Annotated in this window: 15 protein-coding genes and 1 other annotated feature; of the genes, 8 read left to right on the forward strand and 7 right to left on the reverse strand. The window is 47.0% G+C overall.

The window, feature by feature from the left end:
- Nucleotides 1–21 precede the first annotated feature (21 nt).
- Nucleotides 22–3366 carry a GH36-type glycosyl hydrolase domain-containing protein gene (locus tag L1028_RS19425; protein WP_234537967.1) on the forward strand — a complete coding sequence of 1115 codons (3345 nt, stop codon included), beginning with the start codon at nucleotides 22–24 and terminating at the stop codon, nucleotides 3364–3366.
- A gap of 61 nt (nucleotides 3367–3427) precedes the next feature.
- On the opposite strand, the gene L1028_RS19430 is transcribed toward L1028_RS19425, so the two are convergent.
- Nucleotides 3428–5293, reverse strand: a complete 1866-nt coding sequence (locus L1028_RS19430; protein WP_234537969.1) for an arginine--tRNA ligase — start codon at nucleotides 5291–5293, stop codon at nucleotides 3428–3430.
- Between the two features lie 40 nt (nucleotides 5294–5333).
- Nucleotides 5334–5550, reverse strand: a binding site (T-box leader).
- Nucleotides 5551–5829: 279 nt separating this feature from the next.
- Here L1028_RS19430 and L1028_RS19435 point away from each other — a divergent pair.
- The 3 genes from L1028_RS19435 to L1028_RS31340 all read left to right on the forward strand — a co-directional run bounded on the left by L1028_RS19435 (nucleotide 5830) and on the right by L1028_RS31340 (nucleotide 12435).
- Complete coding sequence (locus L1028_RS19435; protein WP_234537972.1) at nucleotides 5830–6189, forward strand: hypothetical protein; 360 nt, start codon at nucleotides 5830–5832, stop codon at nucleotides 6187–6189.
- Between the two features lie 14 nt (nucleotides 6190–6203).
- Nucleotides 6204–11141 carry a beta strand repeat-containing protein gene (locus L1028_RS19440; RefSeq protein ID WP_234538022.1) on the forward strand — a complete coding sequence of 1646 codons (4938 nt, stop codon included), beginning with the start codon at nucleotides 6204–6206 and terminating at the stop codon, nucleotides 11139–11141.
- A gap of 340 nt (nucleotides 11142–11481) precedes the next feature.
- On the forward strand, nucleotides 11482–12435 hold the full coding sequence (locus L1028_RS31340; protein ID WP_279306885.1) for an exosporium glycoprotein BclB-related protein: 954 nt from the start codon (nucleotides 11482–11484) through the stop codon (nucleotides 12433–12435).
- A gap of 59 nt (nucleotides 12436–12494) precedes the next feature.
- On the opposite strand, the gene L1028_RS19450 is transcribed toward L1028_RS31340, so the two are convergent.
- From L1028_RS19450 to L1028_RS19470, 5 genes are all read right to left on the reverse strand, one after another.
- Nucleotides 12495–15839 (reverse strand): DEAD/DEAH box helicase, encoded by a 3345-nt coding sequence (locus tag L1028_RS19450; protein WP_234538055.1) that lies wholly within the window; start codon nucleotides 15837–15839, stop codon nucleotides 12495–12497.
- Nucleotides 15840–15920: 81 nt separating this feature from the next.
- Nucleotides 15921–16610, reverse strand: coding sequence for a TetR/AcrR family transcriptional regulator (locus tag L1028_RS19455; RefSeq protein WP_234538058.1), 690 nt, complete (start codon nucleotides 16608–16610; stop codon nucleotides 15921–15923).
- A 58-nt stretch (nucleotides 16611–16668) separates the two neighbouring features.
- Nucleotides 16669–17724 carry an ABC transporter permease gene (locus L1028_RS19460; protein WP_234538061.1) on the reverse strand — a complete coding sequence of 352 codons (1056 nt, stop codon included), beginning with the start codon at nucleotides 17722–17724 and terminating at the stop codon, nucleotides 16669–16671.
- Nucleotides 17721–18452: an ABC transporter ATP-binding protein gene (locus L1028_RS19465; RefSeq protein WP_234538064.1), complete on the reverse strand. Its 732-nt coding sequence runs from the start codon at nucleotides 18450–18452 to the stop codon at nucleotides 17721–17723. Before L1028_RS19465 ends, L1028_RS19460 begins: the two co-directional genes overlap by 4 nt.
- 265 nt (nucleotides 18453–18717) lie before the next feature.
- Complete coding sequence (locus L1028_RS19470; protein WP_234538067.1) at nucleotides 18718–19602, reverse strand: helix-turn-helix domain-containing protein; 885 nt, start codon at nucleotides 19600–19602, stop codon at nucleotides 18718–18720.
- Nucleotides 19603–19727: 125 nt separating this feature from the next.
- Between L1028_RS19470 and L1028_RS19475 the strand changes: the two genes are divergently transcribed.
- Together L1028_RS19475 and L1028_RS19480 are read left to right on the forward strand one after the other, a co-directional pair.
- On the forward strand, nucleotides 19728–21818 hold the full coding sequence (locus tag L1028_RS19475) for an alpha-glucuronidase family glycosyl hydrolase (protein WP_234538070.1): 2091 nt from the start codon (nucleotides 19728–19730) through the stop codon (nucleotides 21816–21818).
- Nucleotides 21819–22075: 257 nt separating this feature from the next.
- Nucleotides 22076–22264, forward strand: coding sequence for a hypothetical protein (locus tag L1028_RS19480; RefSeq protein ID WP_234538073.1), 189 nt, complete (start codon nucleotides 22076–22078; stop codon nucleotides 22262–22264).
- A gap of 115 nt (nucleotides 22265–22379) precedes the next feature.
- Here L1028_RS19480 and L1028_RS19485 read toward each other — a convergent pair whose 3' ends face one another.
- Nucleotides 22380–23033: a GntR family transcriptional regulator gene (locus L1028_RS19485; protein ID WP_234538076.1), complete on the reverse strand. Its 654-nt coding sequence runs from the start codon at nucleotides 23031–23033 to the stop codon at nucleotides 22380–22382.
- 222 nt (nucleotides 23034–23255) lie between these two features.
- On the opposite strand from L1028_RS19485, the gene uxuA reads away from it, so the two are divergent.
- Both uxuA and L1028_RS19495 read left to right on the forward strand, forming a co-directional pair.
- Nucleotides 23256–24332 carry a mannonate dehydratase gene (uxuA, locus tag L1028_RS19490; protein ID WP_234538097.1) on the forward strand — a complete coding sequence of 359 codons (1077 nt, stop codon included), beginning with the start codon at nucleotides 23256–23258 and terminating at the stop codon, nucleotides 24330–24332.
- Complete coding sequence (locus tag L1028_RS19495) at nucleotides 24333–25946, forward strand: mannitol dehydrogenase family protein (RefSeq protein WP_234538100.1); 1614 nt, start codon at nucleotides 24333–24335, stop codon at nucleotides 25944–25946.
- Nucleotides 25947–25973: the final 27 nt, after the last annotated feature.

Raw genomic sequence — 25973 nt, forward strand, 5'->3', positions numbered from 1 at the left:
AAATGGAGGAAATACAAGAATATGACTACTACTATGAATTCTAACATCCATTTAAACGCCGGGGACTTATCATTCATTTTTACAAACAGCGGGGACCTGTTCCAAGTTCTTCATGAACGGACAATGATCAATCAATTGTTGCCTAACATTGTGGATGGCTCCTTATCCAATCTATATTTACGTATTCATAGTAATGGAAGCATTCAAGCTGTTCCTTTGCTGGGCATTCATTCTTCAAGCACTGTAAGTAAGGCTGGGAACCGCTTAGTTTGGGAAGGTACTGCGGAAAATATCGAGTATCAGGTTATTTTTACTCCGACGGCTCAAGGTGCTTGGTTCTGGGACGTGAAGCTTACAGGGCAAGATGCAGATGTGGATCTCGTGTATGGACAAGATGTGGGTATTGCCGATATCGGTGCTGTTCGCAGTAATGAAGCCTACCTGTCACAGTATATTGATCATGCCGTATTCGCGGATCAGTCAAAGGGATATGTCGTATGCTCCAGACAGAATCAACCGCAAGGTGGCAAATTTCCATATCTACAACAGGGTGCAATCACTAAGGCAGCAAGCTTCTCAACAGATGGTTTCCAATTCTTCGGATTGTCTTATAAAGAGACCAATCAACCAGAAAGCCTGAGTCGTGAACAATTAAGTAATGAAATCTATCAATATGAATTCGCTTATACTGCGTTGCAATCGGAGCGGGTGAAGCTGAGCGGGGAAGCCCAATTTGTATTTTATGGATTGTTCAAGCAAGATCATCCAGAAGCGATTACCTCGTTAGAATTCACGAAGGATGTTGCTGCGGCTTGGGAAACGGTAAAAGAGTTGCCTTTAGTAGCTGAAGCAACGCTCGAGCGATCTTTCCTTACGAAAGAGCTTGGAGCACCGCTATCCGCAAATTCTCTAACGGGTGAAGAGATCGAAGCCTTGTTCCCGGTTCGCTATCAAGAGGAAAAAGAGGGAGACCAGCTTCTGTCTTTCTTCACGGAAAATTATGAGCATGTTGTATTGAAAGAGAAGGAACTTAAGGTAGAGCGACCTCATGGTCATATTCTAATGAGTGGGGATAATGCCCGACTTAACGATAAGGTAATCACTACGACTTCCTACATGTACGGAATTTTTAACTCCCAAGTAGTAATTGGAAATACTAACTTCAACAAACTTATGTCCAACCCTAGAAATGCGCTTAACATTCCAAAAGCTTCGGGACAACGCATTTATGTGCAGTGGAATGGCAAATATCGTTTGCTAACCATGCCTTCACTGTTTGAGGTAGGTTTCAACTATGCCCGTTGGTATTACAGAACAGATGGCGAATGCTTCATTATTACGAACTACACTACGGCAGATTCTCCGGAGATATTCCTGAATGTACGTACGGAAAGTGGAAAAGCTTATCGTTATTTAGTCACTAATCAAATCACTATGAACGTTAACGAATACGAGCTTCCATATCAATTCAAGCAAGAAGAGGGAATCGTAACCTTCTCGGCTGATAGAAGCACACTAAGTGCAGGAGAATATCCTGATCTGCAGTATAAATTCCAAGTACAGGGAGCGGATTTCACTCTTCAAAATGAAGATAGACTTGTCTCTCATGCTGAGCCTACTAATGCACCGCTAGCTGTTCTGGAACTGTCGGAAAGCAGTGAGTGGACATTGAACATTCAAGGTCTTCTGGATGGCAAGGAGATTCAATCGAGCAGCCGTACAGCTGAAGAGGAGATTTCCGTATACCGCGAGTTCTATAGCGGGGTGATGAATGGTTTCCGTTTGACGTTAGGTGATGGGTCTGAAGGTGAGTTGTTTAAGGTAAATGCTCTAGCTTGGTGGTATACACATAATATGCTCGTTCATTATTCCGTTCCGCATGGTCTGGAACAATATGGCGGTGCTGCTTGGGGAACCCGTGACGTGTGTCAGGGACCAGTGGAATACTTCATGGCTACGCAAAAATACGAACAGGTTCGTGAAATATTACTGACCCTGTATGCTCATCAATATGAAGATGACGGTAACTGGCCACAGTGGTTCATGTTTGATAAATATACGAAGATTCAGCAAGAGGAGAGCCACGGGGATATTATTGTATGGCCACTCAAAGTGCTTGGAGACTATTTGGCGGTAACGCAAGATTACAGTATTTTGGAAGCGACTGTGCCGTACACTCGTAAGCATAGCTTTGATTTTACAGAGGAAAAAGCGACGCTGCTGGATCATGCACGGAAGGAAGTTGCTTATATTAAGAATCACTTCCTGCATGACACGCATTTGTCTTCTTACGGTGATGGAGATTGGGATGATACACTCCAACCGGCAAATCCACAGCTGAAGCAGTACATGGTTAGTAGCTGGACAGTGGCACTTACCTATCAGACATTGAATCAGTTCTCAGAAGTGCTTCATAAAGTTGATCCAGCAGGTTCGGAAGAGCTGAAAGCGATGGTGGAGGGAATCCGTGAGGATTTCAACACACATATGCTTCAATCTGAGGTAATCCCAGGCTTCTTGTATATGGAGGACCCAGAGCAAGTGAAGCTTATGGTACATCCAAGCGATACGGAAACAGGGATCCAATACCGTCTGCTGCCAATGACGCGCAGTATGATCAGTGAGCTGCTCACACCAGAACAAGCCGAAGCGCACTATGAGGTAATCCAGGATAAACTGTTCTGTCCAGATGGCGTTCGTCTGATGAACCGTCCAGCACAATACGTTGGCGGCGTTAGCAGTCATTTCAAACGTGCGGAGCAAGCTTCTAACTTTGGTCGGGAAATTGGACTTCAATATGTACACGCACACATCCGTTATGTAGAAGCTATGGCTAAGCTAGGGAAAACCGATCAGGTCTGGAATGGCCTAGCGGCGATCAATCCGATCGGAATCCGTGACGTGGTTCCAAACGCTGAACTACGTCAAGCTAACTCTTATTTCAGTAGCTCGGATGGTAAATTTAACACCCGTTATGAGGCGCAGGAGAATTTCGATAAACTGCGTAATGGTGACGTAGCGGTCAAAGGTGGCTGGAGAATTTATTCAAGCGGCCCTGGGATCTATATGAACCAGTTAATTTCGAATGCACTGGGGATCCGTACGGAAGGCGGAGATTTAATCATCGACCCAATTCTGCCGGAGTCGCTGGACGGAATGCACTTTAGCTTTGAATATGCAGGCAATAAGGTAGACTTTATTTATCACCTTACGGGCTCTGATAACAGTCGGATTACCGTTAACGGTACGGAAGTGCAAGCCGAAGGTACGCTTAATCGCTACCGTAATGGCGGTGTCCGTATCAAACGTGAGGACTTTGATCGTCTCTGTGTAGAAGCTGGAAATGTGATAGACATTTATAAGTAAGACAATATTTGAAGGGCAATCTCCGCGATAAGCGTGGAGATTGCCCTTTTTTTTACACCTTCTACATACGGCTCGGTGTTGGTAACCCAAGCACTTCAAGTACATCCCCTAAGACATCCTTAAATCTCGATGTGAGCCAGAGGCGAAAGGCGATGCTAGCCTCCTCACCTTTTAAAATCGGACATATAGAATAGAAGTTATTGAAGAGCGTGGCTAACGTATGCGCATACGTGCAGAGTATATTCGGCGTTAATTCTATGCTGGCAGAATATAATGTCTCCTGCCAGACGCTAAGCTGTCTCAGCAAAGCGAGCTCTGCTTTTTCCATTTCGATGGGGAATTGAAGTTCTGAGCCATCTGTGCTGAATGGGATCGTAGACTTGCCCAAAACACTGCTAGCACGGGCATAGGTGTACATCAGATAAACCCCGGTATTACCGGATATTTCGGTAGCCTGTTTGAAATCAAACACGATTTCCGTTCCCAGGTTAAACCGCAGCAGATAATAACGAATAGCAGCAGCTGCAATGATGTGGCTGGAAAGACCCTCTTTATCGGAGCGCGAATGTTCTATGTTCTGTTCCATAAGCTTTACTAAATCGCTCACCTTAACGCCGATTCCTTGGCGCCCGGACATGGCATAAGAAGATTTTCCTTCTGAAACATCTATCCCCAGCTCAGTAGCAGAGGCCGGACTAAGAGAAACAACGCCATAACTTACATGATGGAGCTTCTCAGCCTGATCGTTATATCCTAGTGCTCCTAAAGCCTGCTTAACCATTTGTTGCGGATATTCCTGTCTATAATCGATCACGTTGATAACACGGTCGGCATGTCCATAAGGCTCATGGGTTCCAGTTAATCCTGTGGTCCATAAACCAGACGAGAATTCACTGTAGGTGAAATCTTTGGTTAGTAGACCGAATTTCCAGAGATGATAAGCAATGTCTTTGGCTGTGTACGTCAAAATCCCATTCGAACGCACAAGCACCTTATCCATCTGATGATCCTCGGAATCCACTCCATTGTTAACCTCTGTCCCTTGCTTTAGCACCCAGCAGCCCGCAAGTTTGCCTCCAGTCTCCTGTACAAAAACTGCCGTTTGCTTCAATAGCTCAGATGCGGCTGTCCAGAATCCCTCTTTTAAAATATTGCTCTCCCATACCAGCAGGTCATAGTGAATACCGAAACGCTTCATTTCCGCTACATGTTCTCTCACAATCCGTTCAGCGACTAGGTTGCCCAGCCACGCCTCATTACCGTCACCCTGTTCAAGGGCATGCAGCATATCCGTGCGCTTGTGAGTCATCTCTGGATTCCGTGCATATTCTTTGTTCACTTTGGCATATAGATCCCAACAATAATCGCCGAAACGTTGATGATCCCCTTCCAAAGGTACATTCAATAAACCAACGACTGTATCTGCCAGCTGGTTGCCCAGATCATCCACGTAGTTATGGACCTCTACGTTATGTCCGGTTCTTTTCATGATTCTGACCAACGCATCGCCGATGCAAGCATTTCTCAGGTGACCTACATGAGCAGCTTTGTTTGGATTGATTGAGGTGTGCTCGATAATGACCTTTTCCCCCGTGCTGTCTGGCAGATTGAAGGAATGTTTAGCCCATGTCTTCCAATCCATGTACAGATTAATAAATCCGGGAGCGGCTACCTCCACTTTTTGTAAAAGACCTGTGTATTTCTCTTGTAATTTGATTTCTGCTTTTACTAACTCTGCTATGACGAGGGGAGATTTGCGCAGGACTTTGGCTAGCTGCATAGCAATATTGCAGGAATAATCCCCATGCTCTAGATTAGCTGGCTGTTCGATCAGAATAGCAATATCGTTTGGGTAGGGAATTTCTAGGGTGTGGAATACTTTTTTTACACTTTGCTCAATGCTGTTTTTGATGATTTGACTTAACATTTTATACCCTCCTTTGAAAATACAAAAAAGCCCTCGTCTCAAAAGAGACGAGGGCTTTAGCGCTCGCGGTACCACTCTCGTTGCTAAACAGATGTTTAGCCACCTTACAGGATAACGGTCTTTAGCCGGGGCTTCCTACTTGGGTTCAGAAGTCCATCTCACAGGTGCGCTTCATTAGGTGATCTGTACCGGCTTGCACTTACCCGGCTCGCTGAGGACTAGAACACGTTAACTACTCTCCCGCTCATCGATGCTTGAATTATTTTTATCAGTATATCGAATATTTCACAAAAAGCAATAGGGTGGTACTTAGTAAAGTCTAGAAGATGCTTGAGTTTTAGATTGTCCGATTAGTAGATTACAAATTCAAAGAATAGAAGGTTGTCTTTTTTTCGAGTAATTCCTTTGCTTAAATGTCCACACATTAACCTTAAATATAGAATATTACTATATAGAGCTATTAATTATGAACCATGTTACTAGTGTTATAGTTTTTAATCTTTTAAGCTGCTGGTAGAAGGGAGGAGTGAATAAAGATGGCTTTATTTTCAACTGGACCTATAGATAATAGTCCAATTCTGGGGATCAGACAGACGCAAATGGTAACGGTAAAAGCAGTTAATCGTGATTCTCTTAATCCATATAATCTCGTCATTCAAGGCTTCTTACTAAATGGATCAAGAACGATGTATGTGAATGAAATGGTAAGTCTCGCACCTAACCAAGTTATAACTATGAATTATTTTGCTGATTTAGATGCATTTGAATTTGAGTTTACAACATTAGAAGAAGTTGAAGCAGAGATAGGGATCTCAGTCTGGGGAAAACAGGTTTCGGGGGAAATAGTAGAACCTCATCGTATAGTAGCGTGGGAAAAATATGTAGGAATAATCTAAAGGAGTGTTGAGAATTGAGCTATTTATCTACCGGGCCGATAGATAATACCATGGTGGGAGGTATACGACCTACTCAACATGTTACGATCAAAATCGATAACCGAAGCGATGTTATTTCTTCTACGGTTCTCGTTCAAGGATATTATATGGATGGGACAAGAACTTTATATGTTAGTGAGCTTGTTAACGTTATGCCTGAGCAAGCTATAACAAAAGATTATTATGCGGACTTTGATGCGTTTGAATTTATATTTACGACTTTAAGCCTGGTAGATGATCCTATCCAAGTGTCAGTATGGGGAAAAAATAATGTGGGTCAAATCGTGACTGCTCATCGACTAGTCCATTCTGAATTACTAGGAGCAACGGTAGGGGTAACTGGGGCAACAGGTGCAACGGGAGCGGATGGAGCGACTGGAGCGACAGGTGCAACCGGAGCCGATGGAGTGACTGGAGCAACAGGAGCAGCTGGAGTGACTGGTGCGACGGGTGCGGATGGAGCGACTGGAGCAACAGGGGCAACAGGAGCCGACGGAGTGACTGGTGCGACAGGAGCAGCTGGAGTGACCGGGGCGACGGGAGCCGACGGAGTGACCGGGGCGACAGGAGCAACAGGGGCCGACGGAGTGACTGGAGCAACGGGTGCGGATGGAGCGACTGGAGCAACGGGTGCGGATGGAGCTACTGGAGCAACAGGAGCAACGGGAGCCGACGGAGTGACCGGGGCAACAGGGGCCGACGGAGTGACTGGAGCGACAGGAGTGACCGGAGCGACGGGAGTAGCTGGGGTGACTGGAGCGACGGGAGCAGACGGAGTGACCGGAGCGACAGGAGCAACAGGAGCAACGGGAGCAGACGGAGTGACCGGAGCAACAGGGGCCGACGGAGTGACTGGAGCGACAGGAGTAACGGGAGCTACTGGAGTGACCGGAGCAACGGGAGCTGACGGAGTGACTGGAGCAACGGGAGCTACTGGAGTGATCGGAGCAACGGGAGTAGCTGGAGTGACTGGAGCGACTGGAGTAACGGGAGCCGACGGAGCGACTGGAGCGACAGGTGCAACGGGTGCGGATGGAGCGACTGGAGCAGATGGAGCGACTGGAGCGACTGGAGCAACAGGGGCCGACGGAGTGACTGGTGCAACGGGAGCCGACGGAGCTACTGGAGCGACAGGAGTAACGGGAGCTACTGGAGTGACCGGAGCAACGGGAGCGGACGGAGTGACTGGAGCAACAGGTGCAACAGGAGCAACGGGAGCCGATGGAGCGACAGGTGCAACGGGTGTGGATGGAGCTACTGGAGCAACAGGAGCAACGGGAGCCGACGGAGTGACAGGAGCAACGGGAGCCGACGGAGTAACCGGGGCGACGGGAGCGGCTGGAGTGACTGGTGCGACAGGAGCAACAGGAGCCAACGGAGTGACAGGAGCAACGGGAGCCGATGGAGCGACTGGAGCAACAGGAGCAACAGGAGCCGACGGGGCGACAGGAGCAACAGGGGCCGACGGAGTGACTGGAGCAACGGGTGCGGATGGAACGACTGGAGCAACAGGAGCGACAGGTGCAACGGGTGCGGATGGAGCGACTGGAGCAACAGGAGCAACAGGAGCAACGGGAGCCGACGGAGTGACCGGGGCAACAGGGGCCGACGGAGTGACTGGAGCGACAGGAGTGACCGGAGCGACGGGAGTAGCTGGAGTGACTGGAGCGACGGGAGCCGACGGAGTGACCGGGGCAACAGGGGCCGACGGAGTGACTGGAGCGACAGGAGTGACCGGAGCGACGGGAGCAGACGGAGTGACCGGGGCAACAGGGGCCGACGGAGTGACAGGAGCGACAGGAGTAACGGGAGCGACTGGAGTGACCGGAGCAACGGGAGCAGCTGGAGTGACTGGTGCGACAGGAGCAACAGGAGCCGACGGAGTGACAGGAGCAGCTGGAGTGACTGGTGCGACAGGAGTAACGGGAGCAACAGGAGCAACAGGAGCAGACGGAGTGACCGGAGCGACGGGAGCAGCTGGAGTGACTGGTGCGACAGGAGTAACGGGAGCAACAGGAGCCGACGGGGTGACAGGAGCGACGGGGGCAGCTGGAGTGACTGGTGCGACAGGAGTAACAGGAACAACAGGAGCCGACGGGGTGACTGGAGCGACGGGAGCAGCTGGAGTGACTGGTGCGACAGGAGTAACGGGAGCAACAGGAGCCGACGGGGTGACTGGAGCGACGGGAGCAGCTGGAGTGACTGGTGCGACAGGAGCAACAGGAGCAGACGGAGTGACCGGAGCGACGGGAGCAGCTGGAGTGACTGGTGCGACAGGAGTAACAGGGGCCGACGGAGTGACAGGAGCGACTGGAGCGACAGGTGCAACGGGTGCGGATGGAGCGACAGGAGTAACGGGAGCGACTGGAGTGACAGGAGCAACGGGAGCAGACGGAGTAACTGGAGCAACGGGAGCAGACGGAGTGACTGGAGCAACGGGAGCCGATGGAGTGACTGGAGTAACGGGAGCCGACGGAGCGACTGGAGTAACGGGAGCCGACGGAGCGACAGGTGCAACGGGTGCGGATGGAGCGACTGGAGCAACAGGAGCAACAGGAGCAACAGGGGCCGACGGAGTGACCGGAGCGACGGGAGCAGCTGGAGTGACTGGTGCGACGGGTGCGGATGGAGCGACTGGAGCAACAGGGCCCGACGGAGTGACTGGAGCGACAGGAGTAACGGGAGCTACTGGAGTGACCGGAGCAACGGGAGCTGACGGAGTGACCGGGGCGACAGGAGCAACAGGGGCCGACGGAGTGACTGGAGCAACGGGTGCGGATGGAGCGACAGGAGCAACAGGAGCAACAGGAGCCGACGGAGTGACTGGTGCGACTGGAGCAACGGGAGCCGATGGAGTTACTGGTGCAACAGGAGCAGCTGGAGTGACAGGAGTGACAGGAGCAACGGGAGCAGATGGGGTGACTGGGGCAACAGGAGCCGATGGTGCGACTGGAGCAACGGGAGCAGATGGGGTGACTGGGGCAACAGGAGCCGATGGTGCGACTGGAGCAACGGGAGCCGATGGAGTTACTGGTGCAACAGGAGCAGCTGGAGTGACAGGAGCGACGGGAGCAGACGGAGTGACCGGGGCGACGGGAGCGGCTGGAGTGACTGGTGCGACAGGAGCAACAGGGGCCGACGGAGTGACAGGAGCAACAGGGGCCGACGGAGTGACTGGTACAACGGGAGCCGACGGAGCTACTGGAGTGACCGGAGCAACGGGAGCGGACGGAGTGACTGGAGCAACGGGAGCTACTGGAGTGACCGGAGCAACGGGAGCTGACGGAGTGACTGGAGCAACAGGTGCAACGGGTGCGGATGGAGTGACCGGAGCAACAGGGGCCGACGGAGTGACCGGAGCGACGGGAGCAGCTGGAGTGACTGGTGCGACGGGTGCGGATGGAGCGACAGGAGCAACAGGGGCCGACGGAGTGACAGGAGCGGACGGAGTGACTGGAGCAACGGGAGCGACGGGAGCAGCTGGAGTGACTGGTGCGACGGGAGCGGCTGGAGTAACTGGTGCAACGGGAGCAACCGGAGTGACAGGAGCGACGGGAGCAGCTGGAGTGACTGGTGCGACAGGAGCAACAGGAGCAACGGGAGCAGACGGAGTGACCGGAGCAACGGGAGCAGCTGGAGTGACTGGTGCGACAGGAGCAACAGGAGCAACGGGAGCAGACGGAGTGACAGGAGCGACGGGAACAACTGGAGTGACAGGAGCAACGGGAGCAGCTGGAGTGACAGGGGCAACGGGAACAGCTGGAGTGACAGGTGCGACGGGAACCGACGGAGTGACAGGAGCTACGGGAGCAGCTGGAGTGACAGGAGCGACGGGAGCAGCTGGAGTGAAAGGAGCAACGGGAGCAGCTGGAGTGACAGGAGCAACAGGAGCCGAAGGAGTGACTGGAGCGACAGGAGTAACGGGAGCTACTGGAGTGACTGGAGCAACGGGAGCGGACGGAGTGACTGGTGCGACGGGAGCGGCTGGAGTAACTGGTGCAACGGGAGCAACCGGAGTGACAGGAGCGACGGGAGCAGCTGGAGTGACTGGTGCGACAGGAGCAACAGGAGCAGACGGAGTGACAGGAGCGACGGGAGCAGCTGGAGTGACTGGTGCGACAGGAGCAACAGGAGCAACAGGAGCAGACGGAGTGACAGGAGCGACGGGAGCAGCTGGAGTGACTGGTGCGACAGGAGTAACGGGAGCAACAGGAGCCGACGGGGTGACAGGAGCGACGGGAGCAGCTGGAGTGACTGGTGCGACAGGAGTAACGGGAGCAACAGGAGCAGACGGGGTGACAGGAGCGACGGGAGTAGCTGGAGTGACAGGAGCAACGGGAGCAGACGGAGTGACCGGAGCAACAGGAGCAACGGGAGCAGACGGAGTGACCGGAGCAACAGGAGCGACAGGAGCAACAGGTCCGAACATTCAAGCTGAGGGATTCTCTGCGTTCCTGTCATCTTTGTCAGTTTCTACTTCTTCCCAACTGACGGGATGGTCTGTGGCTTCTCCTTTCTATACTGATCCTTCCTTTAACCCAGTTACGGGAAATTACACAGTTCCGACAACGGGGAGATATTCTATTGAAGCGACCATTAACTATTCCACAACTGCCTCAATCTCAATTAGTCTTGGCAGTGGGATCAATCCAGCTTTTGTAGTTCAAAGAACTTCTCCTACTTCAACAAATCTGGTAAGTGGATTATTTCCTGTGTTGGATGTGAATGTTGCGCTTGTTCTAACTTTGAGAGCAATTTTGGGAAATGGGACTGTAACGCTGGCTGGAGAATTTGCACTAACAGCAGGTGATGTTATCGGCTTGTTCTATGTTTCTAATGGCTTGACGGTTCCTTTGAATCTGGGCGGTGCCAATACTTCGGGTATAGTTTGGTCTGTTCATGAATTGACGTAAATTTATCTCTGAGTTTGATTGTGAAAAAAGAGGATGCTCAGTAGCCGTAAGATGGCTTCCTGAGCTATCCTCTTTTTTGTTAACGGGACAAGTTGTGGGCAGAACGGAGTACTGCTCCTGAGATTTACATCTATGAATATTAATATATTTCCAGATCCTTTTAAAATATTCAATATGTGTAGCAGTAGCTTTTGTTGGATGTCCACACATTAATACGGGATAAGAATATTACTATTAAGAGCCGTAAATTTTACTTTTAAAAATATAATAGGCTTCAGAATTTTTTTGCATGACAATCTTGTTGTAGGCAATCTATTTTAAAATAATAGGAGTTGAGAACTTGAGTTATTTATCTACTGGACCTATAGAAAACAATCTGGTAAGCGGTGAAAGACCCACTCAGCTTGTTACTATTAAACTTGTTAATCAGAGTGATGTCACTGTGTCGTTGATTCAAGTCGAAGGATATTATATGAACGGTACAAGAACACTCTATATTAGTGAGCTTTATACTGTGGGACCTAATGAAGTATTAACGAAAGATTATTATGCGAATTTTGATTCATTCGAATTTGTATTCACAACACCTATTGTATTAGACGATCCAATTCAAGTCTCAGTTTGGGGGAAAAGCAGCACAGGCCAATTAGTGACTGCTCATCGGCTAGTCTACTCTGAATTGTATGGTGAAAATATAGGTTATTCAGGAGCCACCGGAGCAACTGGAGCGACGGGAAGTGCAGGCGTAACCGGAGCGACCGGGCCTGCTGGTTCAGGTGCAATCATTCCTTATGCTTCGGGCCTTCCTGTAGCCATGACAACTGTATTGGGAGGCTTATTGAATACTTCGAGTATCATAGGATTCGGAAGCAGTGCAACCAATATAAGTGTTACTGGCGGTACGATAGATCTTACAGGTGCGGCTGGAACCTTGTTGAACTTTGCATTCTCCGTTCCACGCACCGGAACGATTACCTCTTTAGCGGCCTATTTCAGCACTACAACTGCACTTAGTTTATTGGGTTCTACATTATCAATAACAGCTAGTTTATTTAGTTCTTCTACACCTAATAATATCTTTACAGCAGTACCTGGGGCTGTAGTAACATTAAGTCCTTCCCTACAAGGAATACTTGCTCTTGGTACGATTAGCTCGGGAACAACCACAGGTTTGAGTATCCCTGTGACTCTTGGAGAACGCTTATTATTAGTCTTTAGTGCATCAGTCATAGATGGAGTCGACGTTGCGACAACGATTGCCGGGTACGGTAGTGCAGGAGTTACCATCGTATAATGATGAATACAGAAATAGGGATATCCCAAAAGCCGTATGGCTAGAGGATATCCCTTTATTTAAATCATCAGAATTTCTCGGATGTCTTGTTCGGTAAGGGTAGACAACCCTTCCTGACCTGGCTGAATTACCTCATCGATCAAGTTCCTTTTCTTCTGTTGCAGCTCATACATTTTGTCTTCCACCGTACCTTGGGTGACGAGCCGAATGACTTGAACTACTTTTTTCTGTCCGATTCGGTGAGCCCGATCCGCTGCTTGCTGTTCGACGGCAGGGTTCCACCATAGATCGTATAGAATTACAGTATCTGCCCCTGTTAAGTTGAGTCCGGTTCCGCCAGCTTTTAAGGAGATCAGGAAAATATCCCGCTCTCCTTCATTAAATTGATTACATAAATCTACCCGCTGAGACACAGGCGTTTGACCGTCTAGGTAAAAATATGGAATACCTTGATATCCGAGTTCACGTCCAATCAAACCGAGCATTTCTGTGAACTGGGAGAATACTAGCATACGTTTGCCCGAACTGCGGCATTCCTCTATGATTTCAAACAGCTGCTCGAACTTGGCAGAGCTTCCTTCATACCCATCCACAAATAGAGCCGGGTGACAACATAGCTGGCGCAGACGAGTGAGACCAGCAAGGATTTTAATCCGATTATTATTACCGAAACTATCCTGGGTCAAATGCTTAAGCGCCTCCTTTTTCAAACGGGCGAGATAAGCGACATATAACTTCTTCTGCTCAGGGAATAGCTCACAGGCTTGGAGTGATTCGATTTTCTCAGGCAATTCTTTTAATACATCACTCTTTAAGCGCCGCAGCAAGAAGGGACGTGCCCGTTTAGCGATAGTTTCCCTGGGCAAATCGTGAAAAGCCTTCTTACCTGGAAACAGCCCAGGAAACACAGTGCCGAAGATGGACCAAAGATCTTCTAGCGCATTCTCAACAGGAGTTCCAGTAAGTGCAAAACGATGCCTTGCCTGAAGAGCCATTACAGCTTGGGCGGTTTGAGTAGTATGGTTCTTTATGGTTTGCGCTTCATCGAGAATCAGGGTATGAAAAGATTTCTTAGCATACAACTGAACATCTCTGCGAAGCAGTGGGTAAGAGGTGATGATTACATCCGCCTTCGCTGCATTTTTTAAAATTCGACCGCGTTCCGTTATGTTTCCATCTGCAATAACAGCCTTAATCTCAGGCGTGAACTTTTTAAGCTCATTATGCCAGTTGTAGGTGAGAGAGGCAGGAGCGACAATAAGAGCGGGCAGACCACTCTGTCGAATATCCGGAAGCTCGGAGAGCAGAAAAGCGATACTCTGCAGCGTTTTGCCAAGACCCATATCATCCGCTAAAATCCCCCCGAAACGGTAATGGGCAAGCGTCTTCAGCCACTGAAATCCATACTGCTGATAATCCCGGAGCACGGGAGCCAGACTCTCTGGTATAGGGAAATCAAGGTTCTCAGGATTGTGCATATTCGCAAGTAACCTTTTAAAGGATCTGCTCAGCTTGACTGAGTCACTTTGAGAATCAGCAGAGGTTAAGTGTAACCCACGAACGACTGGTAAAGAGAATTGCACACCTTTAATCTCACCTTCTCGAATGCCCATCTCGTTCATAAAGGTGATGATTTCTTGGAGCTCCTCGCTCTCCAGCGGTAGCAGTGCCCCTTCGGGCAAGCGGTAGTATTTACGTTTATCCTGAAGTGATTTTAAGACCATCACAATCTCAGTTTCGGGAATACCACCCATGTCGAATTTAAAATCAAGCCAGTCGGTTTTCTCATTCCAACTAATGCTTACCTTAGGTGGCGTGGTTCCCGTGAACAGTCTTTCTTTAACAGCGGTGGTCGCATAGACCGTTAGTAGTGGCTCAAGCAACGGAATCGTGTGGTATAAAAAATCGTACTCACCGTCCTCATCCGTCATAATATACCCGCCTTCGGTTTTGGCGAAGGATTCATGCTCCATCAGCTCCAGAATTCGGGCCTCTCCTTCACCGTCGCGTATAAGAATCAAGTCCGTACCGCGAACATGGGCTTTTTCATCCAAAGGATTGATGATAATGTTACCATACTGAAACTCTAGCCCGGCGAGCAGTCGATCTCGCACACGGTCCAGATAGAGCCTCGCTATAAGCTTGTGTTGCACAATTCGATCAGCGATAGAGTCGGCGATATGCACGTTTCCCAGTTTTTTCAGGCCAGGAATAACCTTGTCCATAAAAGGCTCCATTTGTTCGGGGGCAATATCGATGCCATCTCGACGAGAGGATTCCAGCATTTTTTTCATCTCAGATAGGCGTATGCATTCCTGAGCAGTTAGCTTCAACAGCTTACCTTCAGACAGCACGAGTCCGTAGTCTTCCAGAACTGAGATTTGCTCCAGTCCTTGAATATCCAGATGGTATCCTTCACCTTCGGCTTGCTCGAACGCAAAGCTAAGGGGGGGAGCTTCATTAGACATATGAATGCCTTCGTACAATACCTCTTCTTGTTGCAGATATACCGACGAAACCTCTGAAAGTGCGGGCTGAAGCGTCTCCCAGAAAAAAGGAGGGATAGCCAGCAAGCGATCTCCCCCCAGGTTCCCACCATATGGAGAGTAGTTAGTGATGTTATCGCGATACATTTTTTCATTTAAGACAATTTCAATTAGCTTCTGAAGAACGATGTTATCTTCCTTCCGAAAGCTGTGAATGGCAGGGTCATAGACGAAATGCTTCGAGAATTCGAAGGTTTCTCCACGGTGTACACGTTCCAGAAAACCTCTTATTTTATGAACGATATATATATGTTTTAAGCCGACTTTTATTTCTATACCCAGCATGGTAGTGCTATAGCTGTAATTGAATGGCTTGCAGATGAATTCTACATTTAGCAGAGTTCTATTATCCACAAAAGCTCCAGTACCGCTCGGACGCGACTTATGGTTACTGAACATGCCTAGCAGGTTGCTCACAAGATGCTGGTCTCTGGACCTTCCTCCCATGTCTCGCGTAGAATCCGTAACATTACGTGGGGTTAAGACTCCAGTATCTTCAATAGCAGATAGGTGAGAAGTTCCAGTATAATCTGGCCGTTCACCAGCAGTTTCAAGGGCATCAATGCAGATCAGTACAGCTGCGATATGTTTGCAGAAAGGCCCTCCATGCGAGTAAGCGGGACAAGTACACTCTGCCGTGACATCACCGTCGATATCGATGACTACAGTGACTTCGTAGCCAATGCCCCCTTGAACGAGCGCTTCATAACGAGATCGGGGCAGATCTGGGATGGATTCATTACGTTCGTCAATATCAATGATATCGACGCTTCCAGACTGGTAATAAGCCAATCCTTTTTCAAAAATAGACTTGCCGCACAGCAACTTAATTACCCGTTCTTTCACACTAAAGCCCATAACATAATTCCTTCCTCGTAACATGTTCTTCCAAAAGTCCGACATTATATAGTCCTTATGATAACAGAACGGGCGTGCGCATCAAATAGGGGCTGCTACTCCACTAATCCCGTGCATTATTAAACGGATCGTTAGGTTAATCTCTTCCTCGTCGTTCCAGTCCTTCTCCGGCTGCAGCAGCAGGCGATTAAGCACATATCCTACAACGGATGAAATAGTGAAGCGTAGAATAGCGGGTGTGGGTAATTCAATGACTTCACCTTTTGCCTTGAAGTGCTCAACAATTTCGATGACGCGCTCCAGCACCTTGCCTAGAATATTTTCTGCGAACTGTTCTCTGAGCACCGGTTGGAAAGGAATTTCCTGTATCAGAATCTTTAGAATTTTAAAATTCCTACGGGCGAACTCTAGACGATTGACGATAAACGTCCGTAGGAATTCTTCGAAACTGTCATAGGGAACATCGAGTACCCCGTTGAAATTCCGCAGTACAAAAGGAGCGAGCATACGACTCATGGTGGGGCCAATGATGGACAGCAGTAAATCTTTTTTGGTTTTGTAATATCGGAAAATCGTTCCCTCTGCTACGCCTGCCTTTTGAGCAATTTCACTAGTCGCAGCAGCAGCGTATCCTTTTTCGGAGAACACCTCAATCGCCGCATGCAAAATGGAGATCTGCTTAGGTGTCAGTTTATCGTCTTCACTTATGGCCAGCAGCTCTTCAATCCACTGCTCTTCTATATTTTGTTCCGCAGAATCGTGTTCCTTCATTACAATTATCCTCCAAACTTGGTTCATTCCGTTCAACCGATGAAAGTTCTTAGTGAGGCTACATTCTCCGGTGTTTGCGCAGTGCCAATACATTCAGCACCATGAATAATAGTGAGAATCCGATCAGCACGTAGACATCCAGAGCGATGGAATTCCATCCTTTTCCACGGATCATGATGTTCATAAGCGCTTCTGATCCATAATAAATTGGGGTTGCGTAGCCGATGCGCTGTAGCCACAGCGGTAGGGTGTCGAGTGGGAACAGTCCGCTGAGGAAAACTTGTGGCACGATAATAAGCGGGATGAACTGAATCATCTGTAGCTCGTTGGCTGCAAAAGCAGATAATAGCGTGCCCAGCGTCAGTGCAGTCATCGACAGGAGTAAGGTGATCAACATTACGTAACCAAAGCTTCCTGTCATCATAATGCCAAGAATCTGAATGGAAAACCACGAGATCAACAGCGCTTGGAATACGGTAAAAATGCCGAAGCCACATACATACCCGAGTACAATCTCCCATCTTTTTAAAGGAGTAGAAAGTAAACGTTCAAGGGTGCCTGTAGTCCGCTCTCGCAGGAAAGAAACACCGGCAATCAGGAATACGAAAAAGAAAACAAATACGCCAATCATAATCGGACCGAAGCGGTCAATCGTCTTCATATTCTCAGAACCGTATAAGTAGCTGATCTGGGGCTGTAATTGCAGCTGTTCCTTTGTACTTGGAAGAAGCTTCTGAGAAAGCTTTTGAAGCGTCATAATTACCGCCTTGTTGGCTGTAGGGTTGCTACCTTCTAACAACACTTGAGGGATGACTCCTGAATTCCCAACGTTTCCGTCCAAAGTGATCAAAGCGTCAATCTTTCCTTCTACTAGAGCACTTTTCCCTAGCTCTTCGCTGGCATACTCTTTAATTGTGGTATTTTCTTCTTTTATCGCAGCTGAGATATTTAGTGGCACACCGGATACTCCGATTTTTGGCTCATAGGCATCCCCGTTGAATACCAAGCTCATTAAACTTAGAACGAGGAGCGGTGCAATGAACATTAATGCCATCGTTCTTTTATCATGAATAAATTGTCGCAAAATTCGTAAGGTGATCGCCCGGATTCTCATGAACGAACACCTCCATAATATAGAAAGGCTTCTTCAATAGAAGCTGAGCCAGTGGCTTCAAGCAGTCCGGCAGGTGTGTCGGCGGCAAGCAGCTTGCCATCACGGATCATTCCGAGTCGATCACATTTCTCAGCTTCATCCATGACATGCGTAGTGAGTACAATCGTGGTACCTTTCCCGTTCAGCGCTTTTAGTTCTTTCCAGATGGATAGTCGGAGCACAGGATCGATACCAACTGTTGGTTCATCAAGAAGAAGTAGCGGAGGCTCATGGAGCAGCGCAATTGCCAAGGATAGGCGGCGTTTCATTCCGCCAGAGTATTGATCTACTCTTTTGCGCAGATGCTCCTGAAGATCTACTAGTTCCATAACAGCTTTGATGCGTTTGCCGCGCTCCGCACCTTTTAGTCCATATAGCGCAGCGAAGAACTCCAGATTTTCTTTTGCGCTGAGTTCCGTATATAGGGCATCGGATTGAGCCATGTATCCAATTTGCTGCAACATGGATAACTTAGGCATGGTGACACCAAGCACCTTTACCTCACCTGAGGTCACTTCATCGATACCTGTAAGCAGCTTTACTAGCGTTGTTTTTCCAGAGCCAGAGGGCCCTAGTATGCCGAAGGTTTCCGCGCCCACCACTTGAAGCGAAATATCCTCGAGCACCTGTTTGTTTCCAAAGGCTTTACTAACATGGCTCACTGAAATGACTGGAACTTCCGAACCCATATTCATCTCCTCGATTCTGAATAGTCTGGGATACAAAATGGTGTTACAGAGTGCTCTCTATAACAATAATGAGTGAGCGCTCACTCATTATTGTGCTCCGGAATCCAGTAAATGTAAAGTGCTAGATTTCCACTACTTGAAATCAACTTACAATTAGGTGTAAATCGCAAAGTAGCGGCATTTTTGCACAAGATGCGAATACTTGCTTCCGAACCAACTTGATATGATGTTATCAAGGAATGCGGTGGATGGGAGGTGCTACAACTCAATGATGCATATGCCATTGCTTCCGAAATTGATTAGGTGTTGTGCCGAAATGGGTTTTGAATAATTTGCAAAAATGAGAGCAATTTGTAATCCCCACTTCCTCGGCGATGTGCGAAACCGTGTATTTGCTTGAAGTCAGAAGATGAACGGCTTCCTGCATTCTTTTGACCGTTAAATAATCGGAAATACTGCTGCCTGTACATTCCTTGAACAAGTGGGATAAATGATGGGGCGAAAGATGTAGATCCTTGCTCATTTGATCGAGCCGCAAAGGTTCCTTGTAATGCAACTGCAGCCATTCCATAATACGTTCTGCCTGATGTGGTTTACGGAGCAATTGTTCCATGGAGGTCGGCTTCTGCTGTATATCCCAAAGCGGCTTTAAAGCACGTAGGAACATGATGAGAAACAATGAGACCTCTTCCATGAAATCATTTTTGAGCAAAGTTGCAAGCGCTTCATCTAGATCCTTCAAAAGAGCTATCAGGGATTGCAGATCCTGCTGTTCATACCATCGGGGTGAGGCAGAATTGCCGCCGTGAATATGATTAAAAAAGCTTTGTAGGATGGGCCACTTGTCAAAATAAGCTTTAAATATGCTGGGTTCATAATGCACAATTGAACGCACAAAAGGAACATCTTCGTTGATTTCAATTTGAATATGATGCAGTTGATACGGCTGGAAAATACAAATCATCCCTGGCTTTATTTCATAGCTATTTTGATCAATAATCAGCGTCCCTTTACCTTCATGAACAATAAGAATTTCAACACCCTGATGAGCATGGAATGTACCTTGATAGTCGTCTGTATTTGTACTTGTTCTTTTATATACAAAATAGAGATGGAACGGTTGTAAGTCCTGCTGCTCATGGTACGTCACATTCGTGTTCCTCCTATTAATAGGGATGCGGATAACCTATCGTTTACAAAAGTATAAGAGAACCATTGCACAGCTAGCAACATCTAGATTAAAAAGTCTTACTCACTAATGGAGGACAATGAATTATGGCAGAACAAAAGACAGAATTACATAACGCAGAGTATAAAGCTTGGCTCGAATATCCTTATATTCAATCGAGTGCAGTAATAGAGTGCTATTCTCCTTGGTGCTCTAACATCTTGACAGTCAAACAAGATCATCCAGTGATCAAAAGTGCTGTGCGAGAACTAACACGTGGCATACAAGGAATGCTCGATATAGAAGCTACCATTGCTGAATCTCAGGATAAAGATAAACAAGCTTGTATTGCAATCGGTACGTTTGATAGTAATCATCCGTTGATTACGCATACCTTTAGCGAGGCTACAAGGACAGCAATTGGATCAGAAGGATATGCCATTCGAACAAACACGGAGAAGGACTGTATTGCAATTGGTGCTTCCACACCCGTGGGATTACTGTACGGCGTATTTGCATTCCTACGTTTGCTTGGAACGGGTCAATCTATCGAAACGTTGGATGTGGTGGACAATCCTGTAAATCTTCTCCGTATGATGAATCAATGGGATAACATTGATGGAAGTATCGAGCGTGGTTACGCGGGTAAATCCATATTCTATACGGACAACGAAATTACTGAGGACTTCGATCGGTTGCAAGATTACGCGAGAATGCTCGCTTCGATAGGAATCAATGCAATTGCTATAAATAATGTCAATGTACATCGGTTTGAAACGATGTTTATTACGGAGCGCTATCTTCCTGACATCGCGAAGATTGCCGATATCTTCCGTAACTATGGTGTGAAGCTATTTCTAAGTATTAACTATGCTAGCCCGATCGAAATTGGTGGATTGAATACAGCGGATCCATTAGATTCTGATGTACGCCAATGGTGGAAGGCTAAGGTAATAGAAATCTATAAAGTGATTCCAGATTTCGGTGGTCTTCTCGTAAAAGCTGATTCAGAGAATCGTCCAGGGCCGTTTACTTATGATCGTGATCATGCAGAGGGTTCGAATATGTTAGCTGAAGCTTTATTGCCTTTCGGGGGAATCGTCATCTGGCGCTGCTTCGTTTACAATTGCAAACAGGATTGGCGGGATCGCTCCACCGATCGTGCACGAGCGGCATATGATCACTTTAAACCGCTGGATGGCCAGTTCATGGAGAATGTTATTTTACAGGTGAAGAATGGTCCTATGGATTTCCAAGTACGGGAAGGCGTATCTCCATTGTTCGGTGCCATGAAGCATACGAATATGATGATTGAATTTCAGATTACACAGGAATATACAGGCCAACAGCGTCATGTTTGCTACCTCGTTCCACAGTGGAAAGAAGTTCTTGATTTTGATACGTATGCAGCGGATTCAGGTTCATCGGTAAAACGGGTTGTCGATGGATCCATGTACGGTAATAAATATAGCGGCTTCGCTGCTGTTTCGAATATTGGCAATGATCATAACTGGACAGGGCATTTATTAGCGCAGGCCAATCTGTATGGTTACGGTCGTCTCGCTTGTAATCCGGAATTAATTGCTGAGCAAATCGCGAAGGAATGGATTATGCTCACATTCGGTGCAGAGGATGAGCAGTTAATAAATACGATTCGTGAGATCTTGTTAACCTCTTGGCATATCTATGAATCTTACACTTCGCCGCTTGGCGTAGGCTGGATGGTTAATCCGGATCATCATTATGGTCCAAATGTGGATGGATATGAATATTCGAAATGGGGAACGTACCATTTTGCGGACCTACAAGGTATTGGCGTAGACCGGACAATAAAGACAGGTACGGGATATGTTGCTCAGTATCAAGGAGCGAATGTAGATTTGTATGAATCGGTAGCTACTTGTCCAGATGAGCTATTACTGTTCTTTCATCATGTACCGTATACGCATATTCTTAAATCTGGTAAAACGGTCATCCAGCATATTTATGATACGCATTTTGATGGCGTGGATCGGGCAGCAGGGTTGAAAGAGAAGTGGCAATCCCTTAAGGGGAAAATGGACGACAGCAGACACCGACAGGTGGCAGACCGTCTGAATGAACAGGCACTGCATGCCCGCGAGTGGAGAGATATCATCAATACGTATTTCTATCGAAAAAGCGGTATCCCAGACGAGCATCAACGCACAATATACTAAATATTAGCATTAAGAGGAGTGTGTCCATTAGGGCCACTCCTTCTAATTATCTCTCCCTTTGTTTCATAATCCTATGAGAAGAAAAGAAGATACACTTTGAATCAAAAAAGATTATTTAATGAGGGCTGGGAATTTGCCAAGAGCACTTTAGAAGTGACGGATGCTGAGTCCTTGGATTTCCACCCCGTCGATCTTCCTCATGATTGGTTGATTTATAACATGTTAGACTTATATGAGAATAGTATTGGATGGTATCGATGCAGATGGATTTTACGACGGAAGGTACTTCCAAGCTTGTCATTTGTGGGAGATCTCCGATCGATAAGAACACCATTCATCTTCGCTTCGAAGAGGGTGAAGAATCTAACATTCAACTGATCGAATTTACAACGTTTATCTTCTTGCCTGGAAGTCAGTTCGATTTCGGTTGGTTTCGGTTTGAATGATGGTTTGTCATTTTAGCTACAACGATAAATGAAAAGAGACCGTCCCAAAAGCCATGAAAATGACTGCTTGAGGCGGTCTTTTTATTTTTAAATAGACTATGTAAAATACGTGTTATTACGCTCTAATATAATCTGCAAAATTCTCCAGCAAGTATAGGGAATTAATATCTTCACGCAAATGATGCTGGACTAATTCATCTACTTTGTCTGTTTCATGGTTTGTCATACAATCCAGGATCATATGATGTTCGTTCAGAATTTTCTCCAGCTTTTCTTGCTTTAGCATATGCAAGCGACGATACCTTTCATAATGTACATTGGAGAACTTAATTAGCTTCCACAAAAATTCATGGCCTGCAAGTATAAACAATGTTCTATGAAACGTGTCATCTAACATAAGAAAGTGCTCAAGTGCATGTTCCTGATATATGGCGTTTTTTTGCTCTTCTAAATTCTTCTTAAGCTCCATAATACCTTTAAGCGTAAGGCTACCCGATAAACCTTTGATTATATCTTTTTCCAGAACACTTCTTAAATAGATGATTTGCTCGACGGATTCCAAATCAACGTATGAAACAAGATTCCCTTTCTTCGGATACACATCAATATAGGACTCGATTGACAGCTGCTTTAGTACATCGCGCAAAGGTGTTCTGGATATCTGAAACCGTTCGGACAACACCGTCTCACTCAGAATGGTTCCAGGCTTTAGCGTTAGGTTAAGAATTTCGTGCTTTAATAGGTTCAAAATATCTTTTTTGGTGGACATGCGGTTACGTCTCCATTGCCATTGAATTTGTAATTAGTATACATGAAGCGGGATGTGGATAGAAGAAAGTTTATTTCAATTATATATTCACAACATCTTGTATACAAGTTTCCAATAAATATATTAATGTCATTGACAATGGCTATAATTCATCCTAATATTTGAGTATATTATCTTGTATACAAGATCACGACATATGAAATTATAGGAGGTTTTATTTAGATGAACATGACATGGAGATGGTATGGGGAAGGCAATGACAATATTACGCTTGATCATATCCGGCAAATTCCGGGGGTAATGGGCATTGTCTGGTCACTACACCATAAGGTAGCAGGCGAAGTGTGGGACATGGATCAAATTCTAAAGACTACGGATCAAATTACGAGCAAAGGGTTTAGCACTGCCGTAGTAGAGAGTGTGAACGTCCATGATGATATCAAGATTGGACTCCCGACGCGTGATAAATATATCGATATCTACATAGACACCATACGGAAGTTAGCTAAGGTCGGTGTTAAAGTGATCTGTTACAATTTTATGCCGATCTTTGACTGGACTAGGACCGAGCTGTACAAGGAATTACCGGATGGCTCGAATGCTCTTTTTTACGAAAATGCAGCGATCAATGAGAACCCACGCGACATGGTTAATCGCATTTTAGAGGGAGCAGGCAAATTTACGATGCCAGGCTGGGAGCCGGAGCGTCTTGCGAAGCTCGATGAGCTATTCGCCGCTTATGCAGATGTAACGGAAGAAAAGCTGTTCGGGAACTTGGTCTATTTTCTGAAGCGCATTATTCCTGTCTGTGAAGAAGTCGACATCAAAATGGCTATTCATCCCGATGATCCTGCTTGGCCGATCTTTGGCTTGCCCCGCATTGTCCGTAGCCGCGATACGATCCGTCGTTTACTTGACGCAGTAGATAGTCCATATAATGGATTAACCTTCTGCACTGGGTCGCTTGGTACGAATCCGAAGAACGATCTGCCAGCTATGATTCGGGAATTCTGTAATCGTATTCATTTTGCTCATATTCGAAATGTTAAGGTTTTTGAGAACGGAGATTTTATTGAGGTCTCTCATCGTGGACGGGATGGCAGTGTGGATGTGGCAGAGGTTGTCAAAGCGTATCATGAGAACGGATTTACAGGGTATGTGCGTCCAGATCATGGTCGTCACTTGTGGGGAGAAGAGAAGAATTGCCGCCCAGGATACGGGCTATATGATAGAGCAATGGGGATCATGTATTTACTTGGTGTATGGGATAGCCTCGACAATACAACGGGGGTGAAGTGAATGCTGCTCCTGACAAGAGAGAGTATTCAATCATGTGCAGAGGCGTGGAAGGACGCTGACGTGGAGCTTCCTCAGTTTGATTATGAGCAGGTGGCGGAGAATACGCGCGTTAGGCCGGAATGGATTCATTTTGGAGCGGGGAATATTTTCCGGGGATTTATTGCGAATGCTCACCAGAAGCTGTTGGAGCTTGGAAAAGCAGATACAGGTATTATAGCCGCTACCTCCTCTGACTACGAATTGATTGACAAGATTTATAAGCCGCATGATCATTTAACACTTCTCGTATTAATGAATGCGAGTGGCGAGCTTACGAAAAAGGTCATTAGCAGCATTACCGAGGCCATTATGGCAAACAAGAATCGAGCGCAGGATTACTGCCGTTTGGTAGAAATTTTTGAAAATCCGAGCCTGCAGATGGCCAGCTTCACCATTACAGAGAAAGGTTATACCTTGACGGATTCTAATGGAATGTACCTTGATATCGTGAAGAATGATATGGAGCAAGGGCCAGAGCAGCCTTCCCACAGCATGAGTGTGATCGCTTCTCTAGCGTACCGTCGATATCTAAAAGGCCAGTATCCGATGACATTTGTTAGTATGGATAACTGTTCGCACAATGGGGATATGTTGAAAAATAGCGTGATTACAATCGCCAAGGCATGGGCTGCGAAAGGGGTTGTGGAGGAAGGTTTTGTTGCGTACCTCGAAGACGAGAGTCGAATAACATTCCCCTTGTCGATGATCGATAAAATCACACCACGTCCATCCGAGGAAGTACGTAATGCTTTACAGGAGCAAGGGATTGGCGGCATGGATATACTTATTACCTCGAGAAACGCTCATACCGCACCTTTTGTTAACGCAGAAGTTAGTGAATATCTGGTCATTGAGGATAAGTTTACGAATGGGCGACCTTTATTAGAAGAAGCCGGCATTATATTCACAGATCGTGAGACCGTGAACAGGGTAGAAACGATGAAGGTTACCACCTGTCTAAACCCCTTGCATACTGCATTAGCGGTTACTGGCTGTCTACTAGGCTATAAGCAGATTTCGGATGAGATGCAGGATCAGACCCTACGTACATTAGCCGAGTGGATTGGGTACAAGGAAGGATTGCCTGTAGTTGTAGATCCAATCATTCTACGTCCACAGCAGTTCTTGGATGAAGTGCTGCAAGAGCGATTTGCGAATCCATTTATTCCGGACACCCCGCAGCGAATTGCGACAGATACGTCGCAGAAGGTTGGCATTCGTTATGGGGAAACGATCAAATCCTATGTACAACGCGAAGATCTTCATCCAGCTGAGTTGACGGCGATTCCACTAGCAATTGCTGCTTGGTGCCGCTATTTGATCGGAGTGGATGATGAAGGGAATTCATTTGAGCGGAGTCCTGATCCGTTAATAGAGTCACTTCAAGCACATCTGCAAGGAGTGACTTTGGGAGATTCGACCTCTAATGTGCATAGAATTCTAGATAATGAGAAGATTTTTGGTGTACCGTTATATGAAATCGGTCTGGGCAGCAAAATTGAAAGTTACTTCTATGAGATGCTGAAAGGACCAGGAGCTGTACGGAGAACGTTGGAAAAGCATTTAAATGAATAGTTAGTGTAGATCACATTTACAAAAAGC

The organism is Paenibacillus pseudetheri (assembly GCF_924513355.1).
GTDB lineage: Bacteria > Bacillota > Bacilli > Paenibacillales > Paenibacillaceae > Paenibacillus_AQ > Paenibacillus_AQ pseudetheri.